The 709-nt window shown below is 72.4% G+C and carries 1 protein-coding gene; it reads right to left on the minus strand.

What is annotated here, in order from left to right; all coding sequences use genetic code 11:
• Positions 1-38: 38 nt before the first annotated feature.
• On the minus strand, positions 39-709 hold a 671-nt coding region (locus FOE67_RS27620), incomplete at its 5' end, for an MFS transporter (RefSeq protein ID WP_182667536.1).

Below are 709 nucleotides of genomic sequence, written 5' to 3' on the forward strand. Positions count from 1 at the left end.
CCGGGCCGGCGGGGAGTGCGGCCGGTCGGCGCCCCCGATCAGCGGGCTCCCCGGATGCGGGTGACCAGGACGGAGCCGAGCACCGCGCTGCCGGCGGCGATGCCGAACAGGAGGGAGTAGTTCTCGCCGCCACCGACCGCCAGGACGAAGGGGGCGATCATCGGCATCAGGGACTGCGGCAGGGCATTGGCGATGTTGATCACGCCCAGGTCCTTGGCCGCGTTGTCGGGGTCGGGGAGGACCTCGGTGATCAGGGCCATGTCGACGGCGTAGAAGAGGCCACCGCCCAGGCCGGCCACGAGCTGCGCGACGAGGATCCAGGCCGGGGAGGGCGCGACCGCCAGGATGCCCAGGCCGGCCGCGACGATCAGGCCGGAGGCGATGACCAGTGGCTTGCGCCGGCCGAGCCGGTCGGAGAGCCACCCGCCGAGGGCGGCGGTGACGGACTGCACCGCGTAGTTGATCGCGACCAGGCCGGCCACGGTTCCGGCGACCTCGGCGACCGTGAGGTCCATCCGGAAGGCGACGTAGAAGGCGAGGTAGCTGAGCGGGGCCACCGCCCCGAACATCACGAGGAACTTGGTGAGCCAGGCCCAGCCGAAGTCGGGGTGCCGAACGGGGTTGAAGACGAAGCTGCCGAGGAACTCGCGGAACGAGAAGGGCGGTGCGGTCGCCGCGGGATCGGGAACCAGGGGGGCGGCGGGCAACG

It is taken from the genome of Streptomyces calidiresistens, assembly GCF_014141525.1.
In the GTDB taxonomy this organism is placed as follows: Bacteria; Actinomycetota; Actinomycetes; order Streptomycetales; family Streptomycetaceae; genus Streptomyces; species Streptomyces calidiresistens.